At 35.1% G+C, this 18,725-nt stretch carries 32 protein-coding genes and 1 pseudogene; all 33 read right to left on the reverse strand.

The window, feature by feature from the left end; translation table 11 throughout:
• Positions 1-19: 19 nt before the first annotated feature.
• Complete coding sequence (gene carA / locus GQR94_RS03555) at positions 20-1,132, reverse strand: glutamine-hydrolyzing carbamoyl-phosphate synthase small subunit (protein ID WP_158974201.1); 1,113 nt, start codon at positions 1,130-1,132, stop codon at positions 20-22.
• Positions 1,133-1,233: 101 nt separating this feature from the next.
• Positions 1,234-1,737, reverse strand: a complete 504-nt coding sequence (rplQ, locus tag GQR94_RS03560) for a 50S ribosomal protein L17 (RefSeq protein ID WP_158974202.1) — start codon at positions 1,735-1,737, stop codon at positions 1,234-1,236.
• Between the two features lie 55 nt (positions 1,738-1,792).
• On the reverse strand, positions 1,793-2,785 hold the full coding sequence (locus GQR94_RS03565; protein ID WP_025614031.1) for a DNA-directed RNA polymerase subunit alpha: 993 nt from the start codon (positions 2,783-2,785) through the stop codon (positions 1,793-1,795).
• A gap of 17 nt (positions 2,786-2,802) precedes the next feature.
• Positions 2,803-3,408, reverse strand: a pseudogene (gene rpsD, locus GQR94_RS03570) (30S ribosomal protein S4).
• A 108-nt stretch (positions 3,409-3,516) separates the two neighbouring features.
• Positions 3,517-3,909 (reverse strand): 30S ribosomal protein S11, encoded by a 393-nt coding sequence (gene rpsK / locus GQR94_RS03575; RefSeq protein ID WP_013549434.1) that lies wholly within the window; start codon positions 3,907-3,909, stop codon positions 3,517-3,519.
• 101 nt (positions 3,910-4,010) lie between these two features.
• Positions 4,011-4,385, reverse strand: a complete 375-nt coding sequence (rpsM, locus tag GQR94_RS03580; RefSeq protein WP_013549435.1) for a 30S ribosomal protein S13 — start codon at positions 4,383-4,385, stop codon at positions 4,011-4,013.
• Between the two features lie 2 nt (positions 4,386-4,387).
• Positions 4,388-4,504, reverse strand: coding sequence for a type B 50S ribosomal protein L36 (ykgO, locus tag GQR94_RS03585; protein WP_010181906.1), 117 nt, complete (start codon positions 4,502-4,504; stop codon positions 4,388-4,390).
• Positions 4,505-4,513: 9 nt separating this feature from the next.
• On the reverse strand, positions 4,514-4,729 hold the full coding sequence (infA, locus tag GQR94_RS03590; RefSeq protein ID WP_013549436.1) for a translation initiation factor IF-1: 216 nt from the start codon (positions 4,727-4,729) through the stop codon (positions 4,514-4,516).
• A gap of 3 nt (positions 4,730-4,732) precedes the next feature.
• The gene (secY, locus tag GQR94_RS03595; protein WP_158974203.1) at positions 4,733-6,073 is read right to left on the reverse strand and encodes a preprotein translocase subunit SecY; all 1,341 of its coding nucleotides are present in this window, start codon (positions 6,071-6,073) and stop codon (positions 4,733-4,735) included.
• A gap of 10 nt (positions 6,074-6,083) precedes the next feature.
• A complete protein-coding gene (gene rplO, locus GQR94_RS03600) occupies positions 6,084-6,536 on the reverse strand; it encodes a 50S ribosomal protein L15 (protein WP_158974204.1) in 453 nt (150 codons plus the stop codon).
• A 12-nt stretch (positions 6,537-6,548) separates the two neighbouring features.
• Positions 6,549-6,728 (reverse strand): 50S ribosomal protein L30, encoded by a 180-nt coding sequence (rpmD, locus tag GQR94_RS03605; RefSeq protein WP_013549439.1) that lies wholly within the window; start codon positions 6,726-6,728, stop codon positions 6,549-6,551.
• Positions 6,729-6,739: 11 nt separating this feature from the next.
• Entirely contained in the window at positions 6,740-7,264 is a 525-nt protein-coding gene (rpsE, locus tag GQR94_RS03610) for a 30S ribosomal protein S5 (protein ID WP_013549440.1), read from the reverse strand.
• Between the two features lie 6 nt (positions 7,265-7,270).
• Entirely contained in the window at positions 7,271-7,627 is a 357-nt protein-coding gene (gene rplR / locus GQR94_RS03615) for a 50S ribosomal protein L18 (protein WP_158974205.1), read from the reverse strand.
• Positions 7,628-7,638: 11 nt separating this feature from the next.
• The gene (rplF, locus tag GQR94_RS03620) at positions 7,639-8,181 is read right to left on the reverse strand and encodes a 50S ribosomal protein L6 (RefSeq protein WP_158974206.1); all 543 of its coding nucleotides are present in this window, start codon (positions 8,179-8,181) and stop codon (positions 7,639-7,641) included.
• A gap of 19 nt (positions 8,182-8,200) precedes the next feature.
• Positions 8,201-8,599 (reverse strand): 30S ribosomal protein S8, encoded by a 399-nt coding sequence (rpsH, locus tag GQR94_RS03625; RefSeq protein ID WP_013549443.1) that lies wholly within the window; start codon positions 8,597-8,599, stop codon positions 8,201-8,203.
• Positions 8,600-8,668: 69 nt separating this feature from the next.
• Positions 8,669-8,938: a 30S ribosomal protein S14 gene (gene rpsN, locus GQR94_RS03630; protein ID WP_158974207.1), complete on the reverse strand. Its 270-nt coding sequence runs from the start codon at positions 8,936-8,938 to the stop codon at positions 8,669-8,671.
• 1 nt (position 8,939) lies between these two features.
• Entirely contained in the window at positions 8,940-9,491 is a 552-nt protein-coding gene (gene rplE / locus GQR94_RS03635; protein WP_158974208.1) for a 50S ribosomal protein L5, read from the reverse strand.
• Positions 9,492-9,493: 2 nt separating this feature from the next.
• Positions 9,494-9,808 carry a 50S ribosomal protein L24 gene (rplX, locus tag GQR94_RS03640; RefSeq protein WP_013549446.1) on the reverse strand — a complete coding sequence of 105 codons (315 nt, stop codon included), beginning with the start codon at positions 9,806-9,808 and terminating at the stop codon, positions 9,494-9,496.
• 13 nt (positions 9,809-9,821) lie between these two features.
• On the reverse strand, positions 9,822-10,190 hold the full coding sequence (gene rplN / locus GQR94_RS03645; RefSeq protein WP_013549447.1) for a 50S ribosomal protein L14: 369 nt from the start codon (positions 10,188-10,190) through the stop codon (positions 9,822-9,824).
• A gap of 2 nt (positions 10,191-10,192) precedes the next feature.
• On the reverse strand, positions 10,193-10,450 hold the full coding sequence (rpsQ, locus tag GQR94_RS03650) for a 30S ribosomal protein S17 (protein WP_013549448.1): 258 nt from the start codon (positions 10,448-10,450) through the stop codon (positions 10,193-10,195).
• Positions 10,451-10,463: 13 nt separating this feature from the next.
• On the reverse strand, positions 10,464-10,655 hold the full coding sequence (gene rpmC, locus GQR94_RS03655; RefSeq protein WP_013549449.1) for a 50S ribosomal protein L29: 192 nt from the start codon (positions 10,653-10,655) through the stop codon (positions 10,464-10,466).
• A gap of 19 nt (positions 10,656-10,674) precedes the next feature.
• Positions 10,675-11,094: a 50S ribosomal protein L16 gene (rplP, locus tag GQR94_RS03660; RefSeq protein WP_013549450.1), complete on the reverse strand. Its 420-nt coding sequence runs from the start codon at positions 11,092-11,094 to the stop codon at positions 10,675-10,677.
• 19 nt (positions 11,095-11,113) lie between these two features.
• Complete coding sequence (rpsC, locus tag GQR94_RS03665; RefSeq protein ID WP_013549451.1) at positions 11,114-11,833, reverse strand: 30S ribosomal protein S3; 720 nt, start codon at positions 11,831-11,833, stop codon at positions 11,114-11,116.
• Positions 11,834-11,835: 2 nt separating this feature from the next.
• The gene (gene rplV / locus GQR94_RS03670; RefSeq protein ID WP_158974209.1) at positions 11,836-12,243 is read right to left on the reverse strand and encodes a 50S ribosomal protein L22; all 408 of its coding nucleotides are present in this window, start codon (positions 12,241-12,243) and stop codon (positions 11,836-11,838) included.
• 3 nt (positions 12,244-12,246) lie between these two features.
• Positions 12,247-12,525, reverse strand: coding sequence for a 30S ribosomal protein S19 (gene rpsS, locus GQR94_RS03675; RefSeq protein ID WP_013549453.1), 279 nt, complete (start codon positions 12,523-12,525; stop codon positions 12,247-12,249).
• Positions 12,526-12,538: 13 nt separating this feature from the next.
• Positions 12,539-13,363, reverse strand: coding sequence for a 50S ribosomal protein L2 (gene rplB / locus GQR94_RS03680; RefSeq protein ID WP_158974210.1), 825 nt, complete (start codon positions 13,361-13,363; stop codon positions 12,539-12,541).
• Positions 13,364-13,382: 19 nt separating this feature from the next.
• On the reverse strand, positions 13,383-13,673 hold the full coding sequence (gene rplW, locus GQR94_RS03685) for a 50S ribosomal protein L23 (protein ID WP_158974211.1): 291 nt from the start codon (positions 13,671-13,673) through the stop codon (positions 13,383-13,385).
• 4 nt (positions 13,674-13,677) lie between these two features.
• Positions 13,678-14,310, reverse strand: a complete 633-nt coding sequence (gene rplD / locus GQR94_RS03690; RefSeq protein ID WP_158974212.1) for a 50S ribosomal protein L4 — start codon at positions 14,308-14,310, stop codon at positions 13,678-13,680.
• Positions 14,310-14,927, reverse strand: coding sequence for a 50S ribosomal protein L3 (rplC, locus tag GQR94_RS03695; protein WP_158974213.1), 618 nt, complete (start codon positions 14,925-14,927; stop codon positions 14,310-14,312). The genes rplD and rplC overlap by 1 nt, the downstream gene beginning before the upstream one ends.
• Before the next feature lie 156 nt (positions 14,928-15,083).
• Positions 15,084-15,389 (reverse strand): 30S ribosomal protein S10, encoded by a 306-nt coding sequence (gene rpsJ, locus GQR94_RS03700; RefSeq protein ID WP_008992279.1) that lies wholly within the window; start codon positions 15,387-15,389, stop codon positions 15,084-15,086.
• A gap of 10 nt (positions 15,390-15,399) precedes the next feature.
• Entirely contained in the window at positions 15,400-17,532 is a 2,133-nt protein-coding gene (gene fusA, locus GQR94_RS03705) for an elongation factor G (protein WP_158974214.1), read from the reverse strand.
• A gap of 9 nt (positions 17,533-17,541) precedes the next feature.
• Complete coding sequence (gene rpsG / locus GQR94_RS03710) at positions 17,542-18,018, reverse strand: 30S ribosomal protein S7 (protein WP_158974215.1); 477 nt, start codon at positions 18,016-18,018, stop codon at positions 17,542-17,544.
• A 20-nt stretch (positions 18,019-18,038) separates the two neighbouring features.
• The gene (gene rpsL, locus GQR94_RS03715; RefSeq protein WP_013305196.1) at positions 18,039-18,413 is read right to left on the reverse strand and encodes a 30S ribosomal protein S12; all 375 of its coding nucleotides are present in this window, start codon (positions 18,411-18,413) and stop codon (positions 18,039-18,041) included.
• Between the last annotated feature and the right edge of the window lie 312 nt (positions 18,414-18,725).

An 18,725-nucleotide genomic window follows, 5' to 3' on the forward strand; every position in this document is an offset into this window, starting at 1 on the left:
TTATTTAAACTATAACGTTTTAGTTAACCTTAACTTTAATCATCTCAAAAAATTGATCAAATAAATATTCAGCATCATGTGGCCCCGGACTTGCTTCTGGGTGGTATTGTACAGAAAAAACGTTCTTATTCTTCATTTTAATACCTGCTACCGTTTTATCATTAAGATGTACATGAGTAATCTCAATCTCTTTATTGGCCTCTGTCTCTTCTCTATTAATTGCAAACCCATGATTTTGCGAAGTAATTTCTCCTTTTCCAGTGACCAAGTTCATCACAGGATGATTAATACCCCGATGACCATTGTGCATTTTATAAGTTGATATATCATTTGCTAAGGCTATAACCTGATGCCCTAAGCAGATACCGAATAAAGTTTCGTCACTTGCAATAATATCCTTTGCGGTTTTTATAGCGTCTAATAATGGTTCAGGATCACCTGGTCCATTAGAAATAAAATAACCATCTGGATTAAATGCTCGCATTTCTTCAAAAGAAGTGTTATACGGGAACACCTTAATATATGCTCCTCTTTTTGATAAATTTCTAAGTATATTTTTTTTAATACCAATATCTAAAGCCGATATTTTAACGGAGGCATTTTCGTCTCCGTAATAATACGCCTCTTTCGTAGATACTTTAGAAGCCAACTCTAAACCATCCATACTCGGGATGTTTTTTAATTGTTCTTTAAGGCCTTGAATATTATCAACATCGGTAGATATCACAGCATTCATTGCCCCATTGTCACGTATATAGCTCACTAGAGCACGCGTATCCACATCTGAGATCGCGAACAATTTATTTTTATTTAAAAAATCTTCTAAACTCTGATCTGCGATAGCTCTAGAAAAAGTGTACGAAAAATTTTTGCAAATTAAACCTGATATTTTAACCGAATCTGATTCTACTTCTTCAGAATTAGTTCCGTAATTACCAATGTGAGCATTAGTAGTTACCATTAATTGACCAAAATATGATGGATCGGTAAAGATTTCTTGATAACCTGTCATTCCAGTGTTAAAACACACTTCTCCGAAGGCTGTTCCATCTTTATCACCTACTGCTTTACCATAAAAAATAGTTCCATCAGCCAATAAAATAAGAGCTTTTTTTCTAGTTTGATACTTCATTTTTAGGAATTATATTAAATATTTTTACAAAATAACACAAAAAAAAGGATAAGCTTTTCAACTTATCCTTTTCTAATATTAAAACTTATAAACCAACCATTTTATTCTTCTGAACTTTCTGGTTGCGTTGATTCTTGTGAAGCATCTGCAGCCGGAGCTTCAGATTTCTTTGCTCTACCTCTTCTAGTTGTTTTCTTAGCTGGAGTTTTAGAAGCATTGTATAGCTCATTAAAATCTACCAACTCGATCATCGCCATATCAGCGTTATCTCCTAAACGAGTACCTAGTTTTATAATTCTAGTATAACCTCCTGGACGGTCAGCTATCTTTTCCGCTACGTTACTGAATAATTCAGTAACCGCATATTTATCTCTAAGGTTTTTAAAAACAACACGTCTATTATGTGTTCCTTTTTCTGTCGTCTGATTATTTTCAGCCTTTGCCTTAGTGATTAATGGCTCAACAAACTGCTTTAAAGCTTTAGCCTTAGCAACAGTTGTATTTATTCTTTTATGTTCAATAAGAGAACAAGCCATATTTGCAAGCATCGCAACTCTATGAGCTTTTTTCCTACCTAAGTGGTTAACTTTTTTACCGTGTCTCATTACTTTGTTCTATTTTCTTCCTTATCCGAGATTTTCTCTTCCAACAGAAGTAAAATTAATCTTTATCTAATTTATATTTTGACAGATCCATTCCGAAACTTAAACCTTTATTGATTACAAGTTCTTCTAGCTCTGTTAATGACTTCTTACCGAAGTTTCTAAACTTCATTAAATCATTTTTATTGAAAGAAACTAAATCTCCTAAAGTATCTACTTCGGCAGCTTTCAAACAGTTTAGTGCACGAACAGAAAGATCCATGTCTACTAATTTTGTTTTTAATAACTGACGCATGTGTAGGGACTCTTCGTCATACGTTTCAGTTTGTGCTATTTCATCAGCCTCTAAAGTGATACGCTCATCAGAGAATAACATAAAGTGATGAATTAAAACCTTAGCGCCTTCTGTTAAAGCATCTTTTGGTGCTATAGAACCATCAGATTCAATTTCGAAAACTAATTTCTCGTAATCGGTCTTTTGCTCTACACGAAAGTTTTCAATACTATATTTTACATTCTTAATAGGTGTAAAGATAGAATCAATTGCTATCGTCCCAATTGGTGCTCCAGACTTTTTATTTTCCTCTGCAGGAACATAACCTCTTCCTTTTTCAATAACTAACTCCATATTGAAGTTAACTTTAGCATCCATATTACAGATTACTAAATCAGGATTCAGTACTTGAAAACCAGAAATAAACTTCTGAAAATCTCCCGCAGTAAGTTGGTTTTTACCACTTACTGATACAGAAACAGTTTCAGAATCTACATCCTCTATTTGTCTTTTAAAACGAACTTGTTTTAGGTTTAAAATAATCTCGGTTACGTCTTCTACGATTCCTGATATAACAGAAAACTCATGCTCTACTTTATCTACACGAATAGATGTAATTGCAAAACCTTCTAAAGAAGATAATAAAACTCTTCTTAAAGCATTTCCAACAGTCAATCCATAACCAGGTTCCAAAGGGCGGAATTCAAACTTCCCTTCGAAATCTGTCGAATCAATCATTATAACTTTATCGGGTTTTTGAAAATTAAATAATGCCATAATTGGATTAGTGTTATTTATTTAGAGTATAACTCGACGATTAATTGTTCTTTGATATTCTCTGGAATTTGAAGTCTTTCAGGAACAGCTACAAAAGTACCTTCCATTTTTTCAGTATTCCAAGTCATCCATTCGTATACGCTGCTACTAGAAGCTAACGAATCTTGTATTGTTGAAATTGATTTAGATTTCTCTCTAACACCAACTACATCACCTGCTTTTAATGAGTATGAAGGAATATTTACCAACTCTCCATTTACAGTGATATGTCTTGAGAAACCAATTGTCTTGCTCCACTTCTAGAGTTTTGAAACTCCCATTCTGAAAACAACGTTATCTAAACGACATTCACATAATTGAAGTAAAATTTCACCAGTAACACCTTCTTTTCTCTTTGCAGTAGCGAAAATGTTTCTAAATTGTTTTTCTAAAATACCGTAAGTATATTTAGCCTTCTGCTTTTCCATTAACTGAACAGCATATTCAGATTTCTTACCACGACGTCTAGCGTTACCGTGTTGTCCTGGAGGGAAATTTCTTTTTTCAAAAGATTTATCATCTCCGAATATTGCCTCGCCAAATTTACGTGCAATTTTTGTTTTTGGTCCTATATATCTTGCCATCTTCTTATTGTTTGAAAGTATGATTATGAATTAAGGCTTATCCTTCGATAATCGTATCAATACTTTCTGTGAAATATCCTATTTTAAAAGGACTATTAGTAATTAAAATTATACTCTTCTTCTTTTAGGAGGTCTACAACCATTATGAGGAATTGGTGTAACATCGATAATCTCTGTTACTTCAATACCTGCATTATGTAAAGATCTGATTGCAGATTCTCTACCATTTCCTGGTCCTTTAACGTAAACTTTTACTTTTCTTAATCCCGCTTCATGTGCTACTTTAGCACAATCTTCAGATGCTATCTGCGCAGCATAAGGTGTGTTCTTTTTAGAACCTCTAAATCCCATTTTACCTGCAGAAGACCAAGAAATAACGTCTCCTTTTTTGTTTGTCAAAGAAATAATAATGTTATTGAAAGATGCTGTTACGTGAGCTTCACCAACAGATTCTACAATAACCTTACGTTTCTTTGCAACTTTTGTATTTGACTTTGCCATATTTTTAAGTTTCTAGTGTTAGTTCTGAGTTATTGGAATCCTAAACCTTTCGATTTCAAACAGATTCTTCTAACGTCCAAATACTAATGACTGTCTAATTATTATTTAGTTGCTTTTTTCTTGTTCGCAACAGTTTTTCTCTTCCCTTTTCTTGTTCTAGAGTTGTTCTTAGTTCTTTGTCCTCTTAATGGAAGACCAGATCTATGACGAATTCCTCTATAACAACCAATATCCATTAAACGTTTAATGTTTAATTGAGTTTCAGAACGAAGTTCTCCTTCAATAGTGAAAGCTGAAACTGACTCACGAATGCGACTAATTTCATCATCATTCCAATCAGACACCTTTGTATCTTCACTTACTTGGGCATTCGCTAAAATTTCTTTAGCTCTGCTATTACCTACTCCGAAGATATAAGTAAGAGCAATTACCCCTCTTTTCTGTTTTGGTATATCAACACCTGCAATTCTTGCCATAACTACCCTTGTCTTTGTTTAAATCTAGGATTCTTTTTGTTTATTACGTACAATCTACCTTTTCTGCGAACAATTTTGCAGTCGGCACTTCTCTTCTTTAATGATGCTCTAACTTTCATCCTATTATCTTAATATCTATATGTAATTCTTGCTTTACTCAAATCATAAGGGCTCATTTCTAATTTTACCTTATCACCTGGAAGTAATTTTATATAATGCATACGCATTTTTCCTGAGATATGGGCAGTTACAACATGACCATTTTCTAACTCTACACGAAACATTGCATTTGACAATGCTTCTATGATGCTACCGTCTTGCTCTATTGCTGATTGCTTAGCCATAACTTATGCTACCTTTCTATTTTTACCTGTCTTCATTAGACCGTCATAATGACGATTTAATAAATACGAATTAACTTGTTGTACTGTATCTATTGCCACACCCACCATAATTAAAAGTGATGTACCTCCATAAAACATTGCCCAACCTGGTTGAACATCCATCAACTTAACAACTAACGCAGGCAATACAGCCAGCAAAGCTAAGAAAATAGATCCTGGTAACGTAATTAAAGACATAATCTTATCTAAAAAATCACCAGTTTCTGCTCCAGGCCTAATTCCAGGGATAAAACCGCCACTTCTTTTTAAGTCATCAGCCATTTTATTCGTAGGAACGGTAATTGCAGTATAGAAATATGTAAATACAATAATCAAGAATGCAAATAATAAGTTATATGCCAATCCGAAGATATCTTGAAATTGAACTTCCATCCATTGACCCCATGCTGTTTCATTAAATGTTTTTCCAATAAGTCCCGGCGCAAACATAATTGCCTGTGCAAAGATAATTGGCATAACACCTGATGCATTCAACTTTAAAGGAATGTATTGTCTAGTTCCCATTGCATCTTTCTCATAGCCACCAGAAGCAGATCTACGAGCATATTGCACTGGTATTTGTCGCGTCGCCATTACCAATAAAACACTTAGTAAAATAACCACAAACCAAATAATAACTTCAATTAAAACTAACATTGGACCTCCAGTTCCTTCCCACCTAGAAATAGCTTCTTGCGCAAAGGCTTGAGGTAATGTAGCAATAATACCAACCATAATCAATAAAGAAATACCGTTACCGATACCTCTATCAGTAATTTTCTCTCCTAACCACATTGCAAACACGGTACCAGTTACCAAAATAATAACTGCAGGAATCATGAAGTCTAAACCTTTACCAAGAACGAAAGCACTATCCGGAACACCAAACTGACTTAAACCTAATAAATAAGTAGGAGCCTGTAAGATACAAATACCAATAGTTAACCATCTTGTAATCTGGTTGATTGTTTTTCTCCCACTTTCACCTTCTTTTTGAAGCTTTTGCAAATAAGGAATAGCGATACCCATTAATTGCACTACAATAGAAGCAGAAATATAAGGCATAATACCCAACGCAAAAACAGAGGCTTTTGCAAAAGCACCCCCTGTAAAAGCATTTAATATTCCAAAGATTCCGTTTTCAGTACCAGAAGTCAAAGCTCCTAGTTGTGTAGTATCTATCCCTGGAAGCGCAATTTGCGCCCCAAATCTATAAACTAACAACAAACCAAGAGTAACAAGAATTCTCCCCTTTAACTCTTCAATCTTCCAAATATTAGATAATGTCTCGAAAAATTTCTTCATAGTGTATTTCTTATAAACTTATTGCTTCGCCACCAGCAGCTTCAATAGCAGCTTTAGCAGTAGCAGTAAATTTATGTGCTGATATTTTAAGAGAAGTTTTTAACTCACCTCCACCTAATATTTTTACTAAGTCAGATTTTCTGGCTAATCTAGTTTGAACTAATACTTCTAAATTAACAGCATCTTTAACGATTCCATTATCTACAAGTAATTGTAATTTATCTAAATTAATACCAGCGTATTCCTTTCTATTAATATTTGTAAAACCAAATTTAGGAACACGTCTTTGAAGGGGCATTTGCCCACCTTCAAAACCAATCTTTTTAGAATATCCAGATCTAGATTTAGCACCCTTATGACCTCTAGTGGCAGTACCACCTTTTCCAGTACCCTGTCCACGTCCTACAATCTTACCTGCACGGTGAATTGAGCCTTCAGCTGGTTTTAAACTATTTAAATTCATCTTTATATTTTTTTAAGCTTCCTCAATTGAAACTAAGTGGTTAACTTTAGCTATCATACCCATAATACTAGGAGTATTCTCATGTTCTACAACTTGACCTAATTTTCTTAAACCAAGTGCCTCAAGAGTCTTTTTCTGTCTAAGAGGTTTTTTAATACCACTCTTAACCTGCTTTACTTTAACTTTTGCCATAATACCTTAATTTATCCCTTAAAAACTTTTTCAAGAGAAATTCCTCTTTGTGAAGCAACTGTCTTAGCATCTCTAATCTGCAATAAAGCATCAAAGGTAGCCTTAACAACATTATGTGGATTAGAAGATCCTTGAGATTTTGACAATACATCATGAACCCCAACTGCCTCTAATACCGATCTAACAGCACCACCAGCAATTACTCCAGTACCGTGAGATGCAGGCTGAATATAAACTCTAGCTCCACCAAACTTACCTTTTTGCTCGTGAGGTATCGTTCCTTTATTCAAAGGAATTCTAATCAAATTTTTCTTAGCGTCATCAATTGCTTTAGAAATAGCTGTAGCAACTTCTTTAGACTTACCTAAACCTTGACCAACTACGCCATTCTCGTCACCAACAACAACAATAGCAGAAAAACCAAATGCTCTACCACCTTTTGTTACTTTAGTAACTCTTTGTACACCAACTAAACGATCTTTTAAATCAAGACCTCCTGGTTTTACAACTTCTACGTTTTTGTATTTCTGGTACATATATATTTAGAATTTAAGTCCTGCTTCTCTAGCTCCTTCAGCTAATGATTTTACTCTACCGTGATATAAACAACCACCTCTATCAAAAGCTACTGTCTCAACACCAGCTTTAATTGCTTTCTCTGCAATAGTTTTACCTACTAAGTTAGCAATCTCAGTCTTCGTTCCTTTAACATCAGCAATCTCCTTATCTTTTGAAGATGCGGCAACTAAAGTTACTCCACTGTTATCATCTATAACCTGTACATAAATTTCCTTGTTACTTCTAAAAACCGATAATCTCGGTCTTGCAGCAGTTCCAAAAGAAACTTTACGTATTCTTCTTTTAATCCGCTGTCTTCTTTCAGTCTTTGATAATCCCATAATTCTACTTATTATGCTGACTTACCAGCTTTTCTTCTTAATTGTTCTCCAACAAACTTCACACCTTTTCCTTTGTACGGCTCTGGCCTACGGAAGGATCTAATTTTAGCAGCCACTTGACCTACTAATTGTTTATCGAACGATGTTAACTTAATAATTGGATTTTTACCTTTTTCAGATATCGTTTCAATTTTAACTTCAGGAGCTAAATCCAAAACTATATTATGAGAAAAACCTAAAGCCAAATCTAATCTCTGACCTTGGTTACTTGCTCTATAACCTACACCTACAAGTTCCAATTCTTTAGTCCACCCTTTAGATACACCATCAACCATATTGTTAATCAACGATCTGTAAAGACCGTGCTTAGCTTTATGCTCTTTTACATCAGAAGATCTAGTTACAAAAACTTGATCATCTTCAACTTTTATTTCAACAGCGCTATATTCTTGAGTTAACTCACCCAACTTACCTTTTACAGTAATTAAATTATCTTTTATCTCAACGGTTACTCCCTGAGGTATCGCAACTGGATTATTACCTATTCTAGACATTTCTTAAATCTTTATAGTATTAATAAACGTAACATAATACTTCACCACCAACTTTTTCTAGCTTAGCTTGCTTACTCGTCATTACCCCGTGAGAAGTTGATACGATTGCAATACCCAATCCGTTAAGTACTCTTGGTAAATCAGTAGAACCAGCATACTTACGTAATCCTGGTTTACTTATACGCATAATTTTTTTTATCACAGGTTCTTTAGTTAGCTTATCATACTTCAAAGCTATTTTAACCGTGCCTTGAACCTTATTTGGCTCAAACTTATAACTTAAAATATATCCTTGTTCGAATAATATTTTAGTCATTTCTTTTTTAAGATTAGAAGCAGGAATCTCGACAACTCTGTGCCCAGCGCTACTTGCATTTCTAATTCTTGTTAAATAATCCGAAATTGGATCTGTTACCATATGTACTAATTTGCAGTATTGGTTTTTAGTATTAACACTAAACCTGATACCAGTTAATATTTGTATTGACTACCAGCTAGCTTTTTTAACTCCTGGTATTAACCCTTCGTTTGCCATTTCTCTGAAAGTTACACGTGAAACACCAAATGTTCTCATGTACCCTCTAGGTCTACCCGTTAGCTTACATCTATTATGTAAACGTACTGGATTAGCATTTCTAGGTAGTTTCTGTAAGCCTTCATAGTCACCAGCTGCTTTTAAAGCCTTTCTCTTTTCAGCATACTTTGCTACAGTTTTTTCTCTTTTAACCTCACGGGCTTTCATCGATTCTTTAGCCATCTTAATTCTTTTTAAAAGGAAGTCCCAATTGAGTTAGTAATGATTTCGCCTCTTTATCTGTTTGTGCAGAAGTTACAAAGGTAATATCCATTCCGTTGATTCTATTGATTTTATCAATATTTATCTCAGGAAAAATAATTTGCTCCGTAACACCCAAGTTATAATTGCCACGACCATCAAAGCCAGTAGCCTTAATACCTTGGAAATCTCTAACTCTAGGAAGTGCACTTGTAACTAAACGATCAAGAAATTCGAACATTCTTTCACCTCTTAAGGTAACTTTACATCCAATCGGCATACCTTTTCTAAGCTTAAAAGAAGCAACATCCTTCTTAGATATTGTTGCTACAGATCTCTGACCAGTAATCGTAGTTAATTCTTCAACCGCATGGTCAATTAACTTCTTATCTGCTACAGCTGCACCAACACCTCTACTAACAACTATCTTCTCTAGCTTAGGAACTTGCATAACGTTCTTATACCCAAACTCTTCTTTAAGAGCGCCAATAATGCGCTCATTGTATTCTGTTTTTAACCTTGTAACGTAAGCCATAACTATATTACTTCATTAGATTTTTTAGAGACTCTAACTTTTTTCCCATCTCTAACATCGTAACCTACTCTCGTAGTGCTACCAGATTTAGCATCTATCAATGCTAAATTAGAAATGTGTAAAAGTGCCTCTTTCTTTACGATACCACCTTGAGGATTTTTTGCACTTGGCTTTTCATGTTTAGATACTAAATTAGCACCTTCAACAATTGCCTTGTTTTTATCAAAATCAATCTTCATGATCTTACCTTCAACACCTTTATGGTCTCCAGCTACGATTCTAACGATATCTCCTACTTTTATTTTTAGCTTTTTCATCTGATTCTAAATGTTATAGCACCTCTGGAGCTAATGATACAATTTTCATGAATTGCTTATCACGAAGTTCTCTCGCTACAGGTCCAAAAACACGTGTACCTCTCATTTCACCAGTTGGATTCAGAAGAACACAAGCATTATCATCAAAACGAATGTAAGAACCATCTTGTCTTCTTACTTCCTTTTTAGTTCTAACTACAACTGCAGTTGATACAGCACCTTTTTTAATAGTACCATTAGGTGTAGCTTCTTTAACAGCTACAACTATTTTATCTCCTACAGAAGCGTATCTTCTCTTCGTACCACCTAACACTCTAATGGTCAAAACTTCTTTTGCCCCAGTATTGTCAGCTACCTTTAATCTTGATTCTTGCTGTAACATAATTATTTAGCTCTTTCAATGATTTCAACCAATCTCCAACATTTAGTTTTACTTAAAGGACGTGTTTCCATTATCCTTACTGTATCACCAATATTGCAATCATTTGCTTCATCGTGTGCAACATATTTTTTAGTTCTTAATACGAACTTTCCGTACATAGGATGTTTTACTCGCTTAACTTCTGAAATCACAATTGATTTCTCCATTTTGTTGCTAGTAACAACTCCTACTCTCTCTTTTCTTAAGTTTCTTTTTTCCATAAAGCAGAACCAGTTATTGGTTATCCCTTTTAGTTAATTCTGTCGCTATTCTAGCCACTGTTCTTCTCGCTCTTCTTATTTGAAGCGGGTTTTCCAACGGAGTAACGCTATGCGCTATTTTCAGGTCTGAATGTTGCTTTTTAGCCTCTATTAATTTAGAGCCTAACTCCTCAACAGATAATTCCTTTACTTCTGATTGTTTCATAATTCCTTACAATTAAAAATTAAGCTGAATAATCTCTAGCAACAATAAACTTTGTTTTAACAGGTAATTTTTGTGCTGCAAGACGTAAAGCCTCTTTTGCAACCTCCTGAGACACACCAGCAATTTCGAACATAATCCTACCTGGCAAAACCACGGCAACAAAATATTCAGGAGCACCTTTACCTTTACCCATACGAACCTCTAGAGGTTTTTTGGTTATTGGCTTATCTGGAAATATTTTAATCCACATTTGACCCTCTCTCTTCATGAATCTAGTAGCAGCAATACGTGCCGCTTCTATCTGTCTTGATGTAATAAAACTTGTATCTAAAGATTTTATACCGAACATACCATTTGAAAGCTGATGACCTCTTCCTGAGATCCCTTTCATTCTACCCTTTTGTGTCTTACGAAACTTGGTTCTTTTAGGTTGTAACATTTTTCTACTTCTTTAAAAATTACTTTCTACGACGTGGTTTCTTGTTACCATCTTGCTTACCACCTTTTGCACCTTGGCTTTTTTCCATACCAACTAAAGGAGATAAATCTCTTTTACCATAAACCTCACCCTTCATAATCCACACTTTAATACCTAATCTTCCATAAGTAGTATGCGCTTCATGTAAAGCATAGTCGATATCTGCTCTAAAAGTAGATAATGGTATTCTTCCATCTTTATAAGTTTCAGAACGAGCCATTTCCGCTCCATTTAAACGTCCAGAAATTTGAATTTTAATTCCCTCAGAGTTCATACGCATCGCTGCAGCTATTGCCATTTTAATTGCTCTTCTAAAAGAAATTCTATTTTCTATTTGACGCGCAACACTAGCAGCTACAAGATTTGCATCTAACTCAGGTCTCTTAATTTCAAAAATATTGATCTGAACCTCTTTATCAGTAATTTTCTTAAGCTCCTCTTTCAACTTATCTACTTCCTGACCACCTTTACCGATAATAATACCAGGTCTTGCAGTTGTAATGGTAATAGTAATAAGTTTCAAAGTACGCTCAATAATAACTCTTGATACACTAGCTTTCGCTAAACGAGCATGAACATATTTTCTGATTTTATTATCTTCGGCTAATTTATCACCGTAATCATTTCCACCATACCAGTTAGACTCCCATCCTCTAATGATGCCTAAACGAATTCCGATTGGATTTGTTTTCTGTCCCATATCTAGCTTTGTACATTATTGTTAGAATCCAACACTAGTGTTACGTGATTGGAACGTTTTCTAATTCTGTGTGCTCTACCTTGAGGTGCCGGCCTAAGTCTTTTCAACATAGCGCCACCATCAACTCTAATTTCTTTAATAAAGAGATCAGCATCTTCTACACTAGCATCCTCATTTTTAGCCTGCCAGTTTGCAATAGCTGATAAAAGTAATTTCTCCAATTTACGAGAAGCTTCTTTAGAATTGAATTTTAAAATTGCAAGTGCCTTCTCCACTTGAACCCCTCTTACCAAATCAGCTACTAAACGCATCTTTCTTGGTGAAGTTGGACAATTATTCAATTTCGCAAAAGCAATTTGCTTTTTCTCCGCCTTTATTCTTTCGGCCATTTGTTTTTTACGAACTCCCATAGCTTACTTTTTTCCTTTATTTTTCGAACCTCCGTGACCTCTAAAAGATCTAGTTGGTGAAAATTCTCCTAATTTATGACCAACCATATTCTCTGTAACATATACAGGAACAAATTGTCTACCATTATGAACAGCGATAGTTTGACCAACAAAATCTGGTGTTATCATTGAAGCTCTTGACCAAGTCTTAACCACAGTCTTTTTACCAGAATCTATATTCTGATGAACTTTCTTTTCTAAACTAAAGTGAACGTAAGGTCCTTTTTTTAATGAACGTGCCATTTCTTTCTACTTTTTATTTCTTTCTACGTTCTAATATATATCTATTTGTAGCCTTAGTCTTAGAACGTGTTCTATAACCTTTAGCAGGTATACCGTTCTTAGATCTTGGGTGACCACCTGAAGCTCTACCTTCACCACCACCCATTGGGTGATCAACAGGGTTCATCGCAACCGGTCTTGTTCTTGGTCTTCTACCTAACCATCTACTTCTACCTGCTTTACCAGACACAAGTAATTGATGATCAGAATTAGATACCGCCCCAATTGTAGCCAAACATAAAACTAAAATTAATCTAGTTTCACCAGATGGAAGTTTTACCGTAGCAAACTTACCATCTCTTGCCATTAATTGAGCAAATGTACCAGCACTTCTTGCCATTACAGCTCCTTGCCCTGGACGTAGTTCTATACAAGAAATAATAGTACCTAAAGGAATAACACTTAAAGGAAGTGCATTACCAATTTCAGGAGTAGCGTCTGCGCCAGAAGTAATCTCCTGACCGACTTGCAATCCATTTTGTGCTATTATATATCTTTTTTCCCCATCAGCATAGTTAATTAAAGCTACAAATGCTGTTCTGTTAGGATCATATTGAATAGAATCAACGACACCAGCAACTCCTTGCTTGTCTCTTTTGAAATCTATCAAACGATACCTTCTCTTATGACCTCCACCTCTGTGTTGGATCGTCATTTTACCTTGACTGTTTCTACCTCCGGACTTTTTTAACGGAGCAAGCAAGCTCTTCTCCGGCTTATCAGTAGTAATCGCGTCGAATCCGTTTACTACTCTAAAACGCTGTCCTGGAGTGATTGGTTTTAATTTTCTAACTGACATTTTTTGTCTTTAGTCTTTATTATAGATTACTGTAATAATCGATTATATCACCTTCTGCAACCTGAACTATTGCTTTCTTATAAGCATTAGATTTACCATGTTGAACTCCGGTTTTCGTATAACGAGTCTTTCTTGAAGGCCCGTAATTCATAGTTCTAACTTTCTCAACAGAAACCCCGTAAGCAGTTTCAACAGCTTCTTTAATCTGAAGCTTATTTGCCTTAGGGTTTACAATGAAGCCATAACGGTTATACAACTCACTATCTGAAGTCATTTTTTCTGTTATAATTGGCTTTATTATCACACTCATGTTCTTATTGTTTAGTTAAGTTAGACTCAATTCCTTCTAAAGAACCTTCTAGAAGCACAATGTTATTAGCATTTAAAATTTTATAAGTGCTTAAATCTGAGTTAGTTATAACTTCAGACCCTTTCAAATTGCGTGACGACAAATATACATTATTATTTGAATCACCCAACACAAATAAAGATTTTTTATTTTCCAAGCCTAAAGACTTCAAAACATTCTTAAAATCTTTTGTTTTTGGAGCATCAAAATTAAAATCTTCAACTACTAAAATCGCTTTTTCACTTGTCTTGATACTTAAAGCAGATTTTCTAGCTAAACGTTTTAAATTCTTATTTAATTTTTGCTTATAATCTTTTGGTCTTGGGCCAAAAATACGACCACCACCTCTAAAAACTGGAGATTTAATACTACCCGCACGAGCAGTACCTGTTCCCTTTTGTTTCTTTATTTTTCTTGTACTACCAGCTATTTCAGCTCTTTCTTTAGACTTATGCGTACCTTGTCTTTGGTGCGCTAAATATTGCTTTACATCTAAATAAACAGCATGCTTATTTGGCTCTATACCGTAAACAGCATCAGAAAGCTCTATGTTTCTGCCTGTTTCTTTTCCTTTAATATCTAAAACTGCTACCTTCATTACTTCTCAATAGTTACGTAAGCGTTCTTATGACCAGGCACACAACCTTTTAAAACTAAAAGATTTTTTTCTGGAACTACTTTTAAAACCTTAAGGTTTTGAACAGTCACCTTATCAGTACCCATTCTTCCGGCCATCTTCATCCCTTTGAATACTCTCGCAGGATAAGAAGCAGCACCTACAGAACCAGGAGCTCTAAGTCTGTTATGTTGACCGTGAGTTGCTTGACCAACACCAGCAAAGCCGTGTCTTTTAACAACACCCTGAAAACCTTTTCCTTTTGATGTACCAATGGCATCAACAAATTCACCTTCAACAAATAAATCAACACCAATAGTGTCTCCTAATTTGTAATCACCTTCAAAATCTCGGAACTCAACGACTTTTTTCTTAGGAGAAACACCTGCTTTCTTGAAATGACCTGATTCGGCCTTATTCGCACGTTTTTCTGCCTTGTCATCGAAACCTAATTGAAGGGCACTATACCCGTCTACCTCTTCGGTTCTGACTTGGGTAACTACACATGGACCTAGTTCGATTACTGTACATGGAATGTTTTTTCCATTTTCATCGAAAATACTAGTCATGCCTACTTTCTTTCCTATTAACCCAGACATATTTAATTTAATTAATTAGTATTAACTTTTATTAACTCTCAATTCTTGAATAAAAAAAAGGGTCAAAATAAATCGACCCTGATTTTATTTTTCCGTTTTTCCCTTGCGAAACGCTTAGGACATGTTACTCGCAATACAAATTGCTTACAAGTATAATTATACTTTGATCTCTACTTCGACACCACTTGGCAACTCTAACTTCATTAAAGCATCAATTGTTTTTGAAGAAGAACTATAAATATCTAGAAGTCTTTTATAAGAACTTAACTGAAATTGCTCTCTCGACTTTTTATTAACGTGAGGAGAACGCAATACAGTAAATATTTTCTTATGTGTTGGTAACGGAATTGGTCCAGTTACAACAGCTCCTGTAGATTTTACAGTTTTAACTATTTTTTCAGCAGATTTATCTACTAAATTATAGTCGTATGATTTAAGTTTTATTCTAATTTTTTGACTCATTTTCGTAAAATTAAGCGGTTAAACCTTTTGCTGCTTTGATTACCTCTTCAGAAATATTTGAAGGTGTCTCCGCATAATGTGAAAATTCCATTGTTGATGTCGCTCTACCAGAAGACATTGTTCTTAACGCCGTAACGTAACCAAACATTTCCGATAATGGAACTTCACCTTTTATCACCTTAGCACCAGCTCTATCACTCATGTTAGTAATAGTACCTCTTCTTCTATTTAAATCTCCAACAATATCACCCATGTTTTCTTCAGGTGTTAAAGCTTCAATTTTCATAATAGGCTCCATAATAACAGCACCAGCAGCTTTACCAGCAGCTTTGTACCCCATTTTAGCAGCTAATTCAAAAGAAAGTGCATCAGAATCCACAGGGTGGAAAGATCCATCTGTTAGAACAACTTTCATACGATCCATCTCATAACCAGCTAAAGGACCAGCCTTCATTGCTGCAGTAAATCCTTTTTGAACTGAAGGAATAAATTCCTTTGGTATACGTCCACCTTTAATTTGATCAACAAACTGTAAACCAGTTCCTTCGAAATCATCATCAGCAGGACCCATCTCAAATACGATATCACCGAACTTACCACGACCACCAGATTGCTTTTTATAAGTTTCTCTATGACCAGCAGTTTTCGTCAAAGCTTCTTTATATTCAACCTGAGGCTGACCTTGATTAACTTCAACTTTAAATTCACGTCTTAAACGATCTACAATAATATCTAAGTGAAGCTCACCCATACCAGATATAATTGTCTGACCTGAAGATTCATCCGTTCTTGCTGTAAATGTAGGATCTTCCTCAGAAAGTTTAGCCAAAGCCATCCCTAATTTATCAACATCTGCCTTAGTTTTAGGCTCTACCGCGATACCAATAACTGGATCAGGGAAGTCCATACTTTCCAAAACAATTGGATGCTTTTCTGCAGATAAAGTATCACCAGTTTTAATATCCTTAAAACCAACAGCTGCACCTATATCCCCAGCTTCTATATAATCAATTGCATTTTGCTTATTAGCATGCATTTGGTATATTCTAGAAATACGTTCTTTGTTACCAGAACGATTATTCAATACATAAGAACCTGCATCTAACCTACCAGAATACGCTCTAAAGAATGCTAAACGACCAACAAAAGGATCTGTTGCAATCTTAAACGCTAAAGCAGCGAAAGGCTCCTTAACATCCGGTTTTCTAGTAATAGGTAATTCAGTATCAGGGTCCATACCTGTTATCGCATCCTTATCCATTGGAGAAGGCAAGTAACGACAAACAGCATCTAAAAGAAACTGAACACCTTTATTTTTAAATGAAGAACCACAAATCATTGGAATGATACTCATATCCATAACCGCCGCTCTTAAAGCTGCATGAACTTCATCTTCAGTAATAGAATTCTCATCTTCGAAGAATTTCTCCATCAAAGTATCATCATATTCAGCAACCGCCTCAATAAGATTAGCTCTATACTCTTTAACTTCAGCTTTCATTTCCTCAGGAATGTCAACTACATCAAAAGTTGCCCCGAAGTTATCTTCATGCCAGATAATAGCTCTATTCTTAACTAAATCTACAACACCTCTAAAGTCAGCCTCGTCACCTATTGGCAAAACGATTGGCACAGCATTAGATTTTAACATTTCTTTGATTTGCTTACAAACCATTAAAAAGTTAGAACCTTGTCTATCCATTTTATTTACAAAGCCCATTCTTGGAACTTTATAATTATCAGCTAATCTCCAGTTTGTTTCTGATTGAGGCTCAACACCATCAACAGCACTAAATAAGAAAACTAACCCATCTAATACACGTAAAGAACGGTTTACTTCAACCGTAAAATCAACGTGACCAGGTGTGTCAATTATATTGAAATGATAAGGCTTAGTTTCCTCTATCTTCTCCCCATTTTTCATCGGGAAATTCCAAGTACATGTAGTAGCAGCAGAAGTAATAGTAATACCACGTTCTTGCTCTTGCTCCATCCAGTCCATAGTAGCAGCACCATCATGAACCTCACCTATCTTATGACTCACACCCGTATAAAACAATATACGTTCTGTAGTGGTTGTCTTACCCGCATCAATATGAGCAGCAATACCTATATTTCTAGTAAATTTTAAATCTCTTGACATTTCTGATAATTAAAATCTAAAGTGAGAGAAAGCTTTGTTAGCTTCTGCCATTTTGTGAGTATCTGTTCTTTTCTTAACGGCAGCACCCTCTTCTTTAGCAGCTGCTAGTATCTCTCCAGCTAACTTCTGCGACATAGCTTTCTCGTTTCTTTTACGAGCAAAACTAATCAACCATTTCATAGCTGTTGATATTTTTCTATCCGGTCTAATTTGCATAGGAATTTGGAATGTAGCACCCCCAACTCTTCTACTCCTAACCTCTACGTGAGGCATAACATTAGAAAGAGCATCTTTCCATATCTCTAGAGCCGTTTTTTCTTCATCTGTTTTCTTTTCATCTACGATATCAATAGCATCGTAAAATACTTTGTACGCTACAGACTTCTTCCCATCCCACATCATCATGTTAACAAAACGTGTCACTAACTGATCATTAAATCTTGGATCTGGTAAAAGAGGTCTCTTTTTAGCTTGTTTTTTTCTCATTGTTTCTGTTTAAAGCTTGATTACTTCTTAGGTCTTTTAGCACCATACTTAGATCTACGTTGAGTTCTTCCAGCAACACCTGCTGTATCCAAAGCCCCTCTAACGATATGATACCTAACACCTGGTAAATCTTTAACTCTTCCGCCCCTTACTAATACTATCGAGTGCTCTTGTAAATTATGTCCTTCTCCAGGGATGTACGCATTTACCTCTTTACCATTTGTTAACCTTACCCTTGCAACTTTTCGCATTGCAGAATTTGGTTTTTTAGGTGTAGTAGTGTAAACACGAGTACAAACCCCTCTTCTTTGAGGACAAGAATCCAAAGCAGCCGATTTACTCTTCTTAGTAATCGTGGCCCTTCCTTTTCGTACTAATTGTGAAATTGTTGGCATACTATAATTGTGTCTATATATATAACTTACCCTTTTTTAAGGGTCGGCAAATGTAGTAATAAATCCCATTAATTCAAATAGTTAATCACTTTTATTTGATTTAATTATTTTCCTTAACATATAAACCCCGAAAATCAAAATGCTTTTCAAGTATTATCAATTTATAAAAAACCAGCAAAGCAAATCTACAAAACAGCAAAATAACTCAACGTTCATAAAGACATTAACACTTTTGACTCTAATTCTTAAAATAATATTAAATAATTTAGGATAATTAACATATTATTTAGATTATTGCAGCAACTAATTCAA

The organism is Cellulophaga sp. L1A9 (assembly GCF_009797025.1).
Lineage (GTDB): Bacteria > Bacteroidota > Bacteroidia > Flavobacteriales > Flavobacteriaceae > Cellulophaga.